Source organism: uncultured Methylobacterium sp., assembly GCF_964251405.1.
Taxonomy (GTDB): domain Bacteria; phylum Pseudomonadota; class Alphaproteobacteria; order Rhizobiales; family Beijerinckiaceae; genus Methylobacterium.
Genome location: NZ_CAXUJR010000133.1, coordinates 1 through 7,478 on the forward strand (window position 1 = coordinate 1; position 7,478 = coordinate 7,478).

Sequence of the window (7,478 nt, forward strand, 5' to 3'; positions counted from 1 at the left end):
CGCCGAAGCGCTCCAGGCTGGGGGAGCCGATCTCGCGGTGGCGAGGCCCGACGTGCTGATACCGCGCAACGGCCTGACCCTGGCGATCCTGCGCGAGTTGGCGACGATGGTCGTAACGCCTCGTGCGTCGGGCATTGACGCCCTTTCCGACTTGGCCGGCAAGAGGCTCGGCATCCTTGCGCCGCGGACCGCCGACCGCACGCTCGTGCGCTCGCTCGTGGAGCGCCACGGTCTCAGCCTCCTCGTGGATGCCCCGGTAGGGGACATGCCGGCTCGGGCGGTCATGCTGGTGCCCGTGGAAGAGGCGGAGCTGACCGCTGCCGTCGCGGAAGGCCGGATCGACGCGGTCATCCTGCTGACGACGCCCACAACGCCTGCGGCGCAGCGGGTCGTCGGGCTCGTCCAGGCCGGTGCCGCGCACCGGGAGGACAGGATGTTCGGCGTCTCCGACGTCCCCGCCACACTGGCGCGGATGCCGCGGCTCCAGGCCATCACGATCCCGGCCGGCCTCTTCGCCGGCGATCAGCGTCTCCCCACCGACGACATCGCGACGGTGGGCGCGTCCTACCGGCTCATGGCCCGTTCGAACCTCTCTCGCAGCGTCGCCGCGGAGGTGACGCAGCATCTGTTCGAGATGCGTGCGGCCCTGTCGGAAACGACCCGCGCCGCGGACGACGTCACCCCTCCCTCCTACGATGCCACCGTCGGTGCCACCAGCGCCCGGCTACCGATCCATCCGGGCGCCATCGACTACTACGAGCGCGAGCAGGAAAGCTTCATCGAGCGCTACGAGAGCTGGATCTACCTCGTCGCCATCTCCGGCGGCGGCCTCGGCTCGGTCGTCGCGTGGCTCAGCCAACGCCTAAGGAGCATCCGCCGCGAGCGCATCGAGGTGGCGACCGGACGCCTGCTGGAGATCCGTTCGACCGCCCGTGGATCGACCGATCTGGCCAAGCTGGAGGCGATGGCCGGCGAGACCGACGACCTCGCGGCTAGCATCGCTCGATATGCGTTGAAGCGTACGACCGAGCCTCGAACGATCACCGCGGCGACGCTCGCCATCGACGCCGCACGCCCGACCATCGCCACACGGATCGGCCGTCACGGTACCGTGCCCGACAGGTCGGACGAGGACGGATCGCCGCCCGATCACCAATCGCAAGGGACCGGAACATGATCTCGACGACCGTCATCACCTTCGAGCAGATCCGCGAGCGGGCCTACGAGCTCTGGGACCGTACCCATCGGCCCGACGGGCTCGACATCCAGTTCTGGCTTCTCGCGGAGCGTGAACTCAAGGCTGTAGCAGCCCAAGCTCCGGCGGGGGCTGAAACGGAAGCTGGATCGCACGCCGGTTCAGGCTCCGATGCAGCCAATTTAGAATCGCAACTGAGAAATCAGGAAAGTTTCTTTCCCTGATCAGGGTAGGCCGACATCGCTCGCGCCGCAAAGGGCCGCGTAGAGAGTGGCGGCGTCGCGAGCGCTCCGCATCGCCGCAGCGACCTCAGGATCGCGCATCCGGCGGGCGACGCAGGCCAGGGCGTTCAATTGCGCGCCTTGCGGGCTCGCCGGGAGCAGCAGGAGGAAGACGAGGTCGACGGGCCGCTCATCGACCGCATCAAAGTCGATGGCGTCGCGGGGGCGTACGAGAAGACTGAATGGCTTCCGCATCGCCTCCAGGCGCGCATGCGGCAACGCGATGCCGTCACCGACCCCCGTCGAGCCAAGGTTCTCACGCTTCTCCAGCGCGGAATGGATGATCCGGTAATCGAGGTCGATCCCCCGGCCGGCTTGACGAGCAAGCTCCTCCAGCAGGGCCGCCTTGCCGTTGACGCGCAGGTTCACCGCCACGTGCTCCGGCGAGAGGAACTCGTCGACGGTCATGCGGGTGCTCGCCGATGGGCTCGTTTGGGAGGGATCACTGGCAACGCTCCAATGCTGATGCGGAGGGATTGGCTGACGACGATGGGCTGGTACGGTCAAGCTCGGGCCTCGTCGTCGGGTGCGCGCAGACGGTAGCCGACGCCGGTTTCGGTAAGCAGGATGCGCGGTCGCTCGGGGTCGGCCTCCAGCTTCTGGCGGAGCTGGCGCACGTAGACGCGAAGGTATTGCGGGTCGGAGGAGGTCGAGACCTCGTTCATCAACTGGGCATGGGTCAGGGCCTTGCCAGCGTGCTGCACCAAGACGCGCAGGAAGTCGTACTCGCGCGGGGTGAGCTTCACCTCGGCGCCCCGCACCCGCACCAGGCGGCGCACGAGGTCGACGCTGAGGCCATCGACCTCGAACAGGGCCCGCTCGCCCTGGACGGCCAGCTGGTGGCGCAAAGCCGTACGAATGCGGGCGAGCAACTCGCCCATGCCGAAGGGTTTCGTCACGTAGTCGTCGGCCCCGAGGTCGAGCGCCTCGACCTTGCCCGGCTCGTCGTCGCGGCTCGACAGGACGACGACGGGCAGGTCGCGGTGCCGCTCGCGGATCGTGCGCAACAGGTCGTGCCCGCGCATGTCCGGCAGCCCGAGGTCGAGGATGATCAGGTCGACCGTCTCCCGGAATAGGATGTCGAGGGCGGTGCGCGCGTTCGGTGCGTCGAAGACCGTGTAGCCCTGAGTCGCCAATCCCATCCGCAGCAGTTTCCGGATCGGCGGCTCGTCGTCGATGACGAGAATGTTCAGGCTCATGCCGCGATGTCCGAATGTCTTTGGCGGGCAGCCGGGACCGGAAGGACGAGGGTGAAGACGGCCCCGCTCCGGTCCCCCCGATTGGCGGCCGTCAGCCAACCTCCCATGGCCTCGACGAAGCCGCGGGCGATGGCGAGGCCGAGCCCCGTCCCCGCCCGGACGCTGTCACCCTTGCGGGCCCGGTAGAACTTGTCGAACACACGCTCGATATCGGCCTCGGGCAGGCCGTCGCCCTCGTCGAGCACCTGCACGCAGACCTGCCCTCGGTCGACCAGCCCCCTCACCGTGACCGTGGAGCCCTCCGGCGCGTACTTGGCCGCGTTGTCGAGGAGGTTGACCAACACCTGCTCGAACAGGACCGGGTCGAGGCTCAGCGGCGGCAGGTTCGGGGCAACCTCGATCTCGACCCGGTGCTGTGAGAGAACCTTCTCCACTCGACGCAGGGCGGTGTCGATGGTCTCGCCGACCTCCTGGGGCACGAGGTTCGGGGCCACCGCGCCGGCCTCCAACCGTGTCATGTCGAGGAGGTTGACGATGAAGCGGTTCAATCGCTCCGATTCCTCGATGATGGTCGCGAGCAGGTCCACCTTGGCCTCCGGCGGCAGCGCTTCGTCGAGGTCGCGCAGGGTGGTGGCTGCGCCGAGTACCGAGGACAAGGGCGTGCGCAGGTCGTGGGAGATCGAGGTGAGCAAGGCTTGGCGCAAGCGGTCGGTCTCGGCGGCGCGCTCGGCACGGTCGAGGTCGGCGACCAGCCGCACCCGCTCGATGGCGAGCGCACCCATGTCGGCCAGGGCATCGAACAGGCGCCGGTCCTCGGGCGTCAGGATCGGGCCGGTGCCGTCGGCGTCGAGGCCGATCAACCCGATGGTGCCGCGCCCCGTGCGCATCGGCAGGAACAGCCGTTTGGCGCCCGGCAGGGTATCGGCGCCGCGGCCGGCGGGCCTGTCGTTGTCGAAGGCCCATTTGGCAGCGCCGAGGTCCGCCTCGTCCAGCCTGTCCTCCGGCGGGTAGCCGGCCCGGACCGAGACGACCCCGTCCTCGGACAGCAACAGCACGACCCGGACCTTCAGCATGGCCGCGATCTGTGCCGAGGTGGCCCAGAGCACGTCGTCGAGGGTTCCACAGGTCGAGAGCTTGCGGCTGAAGCCGTAGAGACGTTCCGACGCGCGGGCGCGGCCATGCGAGACCACCGCCTCCTTGCGCGAGCGCGATGCGAGGTTGGAGACGACCACCGCCAAAGCCGTGAACAGCAGGAAGGCGGCGATGTTCGTGGGGTCGGTGATGGTGAAGGTGTAGACCGGGGGAAAGAAGAAGAAGTTGTAGGACAGCGACGCCGCCAGGACCGCGGCGAGCGAGGGTCCGAGACCGAACTGCACCGCTACGGCGACCACCGCCGTCAGCAGGATGAGATCGGCGTTTTCGATGCCGAGCAAGGGCTGCAGCAACAGGGCAAGCCCAAGGGCCAAGCCGGTCGCGAGGAGCCCGAGGACGTAGTCCAGCGGACTCAACGACGAAGAGGGTTTGGCGGTCGCCACGGTCTTGGCCGGGACCGCATCGGCCGGCATCGGCTCGCCGGCGATGACATGGACGCTGATGTTGCCGCTGCGACGGACGAGCTCGTGCACGATGGAGCCGTTGACGAGCTCGAACAGTCTCGAGCGCGTCGCCTTGCCGAGGATGACGTGGTTGACGTTGGCCGAGCGTGCGTAGGCCAGGATATCGTCGGCGACGCGGCGCCCGCCCGGCAAGGTCACGGCGTCGCCGCCGAGGCGGTCCGCGAGGCGCAGGGTGTCGGCGATCCGGTCGCGCGCGACCTCCCCGAGGCCGGTGCTGCGCGGCCCCTCGACGGTCAGGGCCGTCCAGGGCGCGTGCAGCCGGTCGGCGAGCCGCTTGGCGTGGCGCACGAGGCCGGCCGAGCGCGGATCGTCGTCGACGCAGACGAGCACCCGTTCGCCCGCACCCCATGGGCCGGCAATGGCGTTGGCCCGCATGTGGCTGAGCAGTTCGTCGTCGACCCGGTCGGCCGTCCGCCGGAGCGCGAGCTCGCGCAAGGCGGTCAGGTTGCCTCGCGAGAAGTAGTGCTTCAGGGCGCGCTCGGCGTTGCCCGGTACGTAGACCTTGCCGTCCTTCAGGCGCTGGATCAGGTCGTCCGGGTTGAGGTCGACCACCTCGATGTCGTCGGCCCGGTCGAGGACGCCGTCCGGCACCGTCTCGCGCACCCGGATGCGGGTGATCTGCGCGACCACGTCGTTCAGGCTCTCGACGTGCTGGATGTTGAGCGTGGTGTGAACGTCGATGCCGGCGTCGAGCAGTTCCTCCACGTCCTGGTAGCGCTTCGGGTGGCGGGAGCCCGGCGCGTTGGTGTGGGCCAGCTCGTCGACGAGGGCGAGCGCCGGCCGGCGCGCGAGCAGCGCGTCGAGATCCATCTCCTCCAGCACGGTGCCGTGATAGGGCACCGCCCGACGCGCAACGACCTCGAAGCCGTCGAGCAGGGCGTCGGTCTCGGCGCGGCCGTGAGTCTCGACTACGCCCACGACGACGTCGATGCCGGCCTTGAGCCGGGCGCGGCCGACGGTCAGCATCTCGTAGGTCTTGCCGACGCCGGGCGCCGCCCCGAGGAAGATCTTGAGGCGGCCGCGCTGGTTCTCCTCCCGGCGCGCCGCTTCCAGCAGCGCGTCGGGCGAGGGGCGTCCAGGGTCTCGATACGGATCCGGCATGCGGGAATGCCCCATGGCCTTGCGGTCACTTCCTGCCAAGGTCGTCCAGGGCGAGGTTGAGCGCGAGCACGTTCACGCGCGGCTCGCCGAGGACGCCCAGCAACCGCCCCTGCACCTGCGTGCCGACGAGATCACGCACCCGATCCTCGGGCAAGCTGCGGGCCTTGGCGACACGAGGCACCTGGAACAGGGCGGCCTCGGGCGAGAGGTCGGGGTCGAGTCCCGAACCGCTCGTCGTCACGAGGTCGACGGGAACCGGCTTTCCGGGGTTCTCGGATTTGCGTGCCTCGACGTCGGCCTTCACGCGCTCGGCGAGCGCGGCGCTGGTCGGCCCGAGGTTCGAGCCCGACGAGCTGGCGGCGTTGTAGGGGGACGACACCGTCTTGGTCGCGTCCGCAGGGTCCGCGGCGCTGGTGGCCGAGGGACGGCCCTGGAAGTAGCGGTCGCTGGTGAAGGACTGCCCGATCAGACTGGAGCCGATGGGCTTTCCGTCCCGCTCCACGATGCTGCCCGCGGCCTTGGCCGGGAAGATCACCCCGGCGATGCCGGTCATCGCGAAGGGGTAGGCAAGCCCCGTCACGGCCGTTAAGGCGACGAGCAGGACGAGGGCGGGGCGAAGCTGGTTCAACATGGCGGTTCTCGTGAGCGGCGAGGAACGAGGGAGCGGATCAGACGAGGTGCAGGGCGGTGATGGCGAGGTCGATGGCCTTGATGCCGATGAAGGGCACGATGATGCCGCCGAGCCCGTAGATCAGCAGGTTGCGCCGCAGCAGCGCCCCGGCCCCGACCGCGCGATAGGTCACCCCCTTCAGGGCCAGGGGGATCAGGGCCACGATGATCAGCGCGTTGAAGATGATGGCCGACAGAATGGCACTCTCCGGCGATGCCAGGCCCATGACGTTGAGCGCCTGAAGCTGTGGGTAGAGCACCAGGAACATCGCCGGGATGATCGCAAAATACTTGGCGACGTCGTTGGCGATCGAGAAGGTGGTGAGCGCGCCGCGGGTCATCAGGAGCTGCTTGCCGATCTCGACGATCTCGATGAGCTTGGTCGGATCGGAGTCGAGGTCGACCATGTTGCCGGCCTCGCGGGCGGCGACCGTGCCGGTGTTCATCGCCACGCCGACATCGGCCTGGGCCAGGGCCGGCGCGTCGTTGGTGCCGTCGCCGCACATGGCGACGAGCTTGCCCAGCGACTGTTCCTTGCGGATCAGCGCGAGCTTGTCCTCCGGGGTCGCCTGGGCGAGGAAATCGTCGACGCCGGCCTCGGCGGCGATCGCCGCCGCGGTCATCGGGTTGTCGCCGGTGATCATCACCGTGCGGATGCCCATGCGGCGCAGCTCCGCGAAGCGCTCCCGGATACCGCCCTTCACGATATCCTTGAGATAGATCACGCCGAGCAGGCGGCCGTCGCGGGCGACCGCCAATGGCGTGCCGCCCGCCTTGGCGACGTCCTCGGCGATGGCCTGGACCTCGCGCACGGTCTCGGTGGCGGCGCCGGGGCTGAGGACGAGAGCGACGTTAGAACCGCGAGTCGCGCCGGGCTGCTGGCTCACCGAGGCAATGATCGAGTCGACGGCCCCCTTACGGATCGACGAGCCGTCCATATCGACGCCGCTCATCCGGGTTTGCGCCGTGAAGGGCACGAAGGTCGCGTTGAGGCTGCCCATGTCGCGGGCGCGGATGCCGTACTTGTCCTTGGCCAGCACGACGATGGAGCGGCCTTCCGGGGTCTCGTCGGCCAATGAGGCGAGCTGAGCCGCGTCGGCAAGGTCCTGCTCCGAGACGCCGCGCACGGGGCGGAATTCGGTCGCCTGGCGGTTGCCGAGCGTGATCGTGCCGGTCTTGTCGAGGAGCAGCGTGTCGACGTCGCCGGCCGCCTCGACGGCGCGGCCCGACATGGCGAGCACGTTGAAGCGCACGAGCCGGTCCATGCCGGCGATGCCGATGGCCGACAGCAGCGCGCCGATCGTGGTCGGGATCAGTGTGACGAACAACGCGACCAGGACGATGAGCGGGATCGATCCGCCGGCATAGGAGGCGAAGCTCGGGATCGAGGCCACCGCGAAGACGAAGATGATGGTGA

Annotated in this window: 7 protein-coding genes; 2 read left to right on the forward strand and 5 right to left on the reverse strand. The window is 69.0% G+C overall.

Annotated elements, in window-relative coordinates; genetic code table 11:
* A partial coding sequence (locus ACFE7U_RS16860; protein ID WP_375410869.1) for a TAXI family TRAP transporter solute-binding subunit occupies positions 1-1,177 on the forward strand: 1,177 nt, incomplete at its 5' end.
* Positions 1,174-1,419: a DUF2934 domain-containing protein gene (locus ACFE7U_RS16865; protein ID WP_375410870.1), complete on the forward strand. Its 246-nt coding sequence runs from the start codon at positions 1,174-1,176 to the stop codon at positions 1,417-1,419. The genes ACFE7U_RS16860 and ACFE7U_RS16865, both read left to right, overlap by 4 nt.
* Here ACFE7U_RS16865 and ACFE7U_RS16870 read toward each other — a convergent pair whose 3' ends face one another.
* From ACFE7U_RS16870 to kdpB, 5 genes are all read right to left on the reverse strand, one after another.
* Positions 1,420-1,884 carry a PTS sugar transporter subunit IIA gene (locus ACFE7U_RS16870; RefSeq protein WP_375410871.1) on the reverse strand — a complete coding sequence of 155 codons (465 nt, stop codon included), beginning with the start codon at positions 1,882-1,884 and terminating at the stop codon, positions 1,420-1,422.
* A 95-nt stretch (positions 1,885-1,979) separates the two neighbouring features.
* Complete coding sequence (locus tag ACFE7U_RS16875) at positions 1,980-2,675, reverse strand: response regulator (RefSeq protein WP_375410872.1); 696 nt, start codon at positions 2,673-2,675, stop codon at positions 1,980-1,982.
* Positions 2,672-5,392 (reverse strand): DUF4118 domain-containing protein, encoded by a 2,721-nt coding sequence (locus tag ACFE7U_RS16880; protein ID WP_375410873.1) that lies wholly within the window; start codon positions 5,390-5,392, stop codon positions 2,672-2,674. The genes ACFE7U_RS16875 and ACFE7U_RS16880 overlap by 4 nt, the downstream gene beginning before the upstream one ends.
* Before the next feature lie 25 nt (positions 5,393-5,417).
* Positions 5,418-6,023 carry a K(+)-transporting ATPase subunit C gene (locus tag ACFE7U_RS16885; RefSeq protein ID WP_375410874.1) on the reverse strand — a complete coding sequence of 202 codons (606 nt, stop codon included), beginning with the start codon at positions 6,021-6,023 and terminating at the stop codon, positions 5,418-5,420.
* Between the two features lie 37 nt (positions 6,024-6,060).
* On the reverse strand, positions 6,061-7,478 hold a 1,418-nt coding region (gene kdpB / locus ACFE7U_RS16890), incomplete at its 5' end, for a potassium-transporting ATPase subunit KdpB (RefSeq protein WP_375410875.1).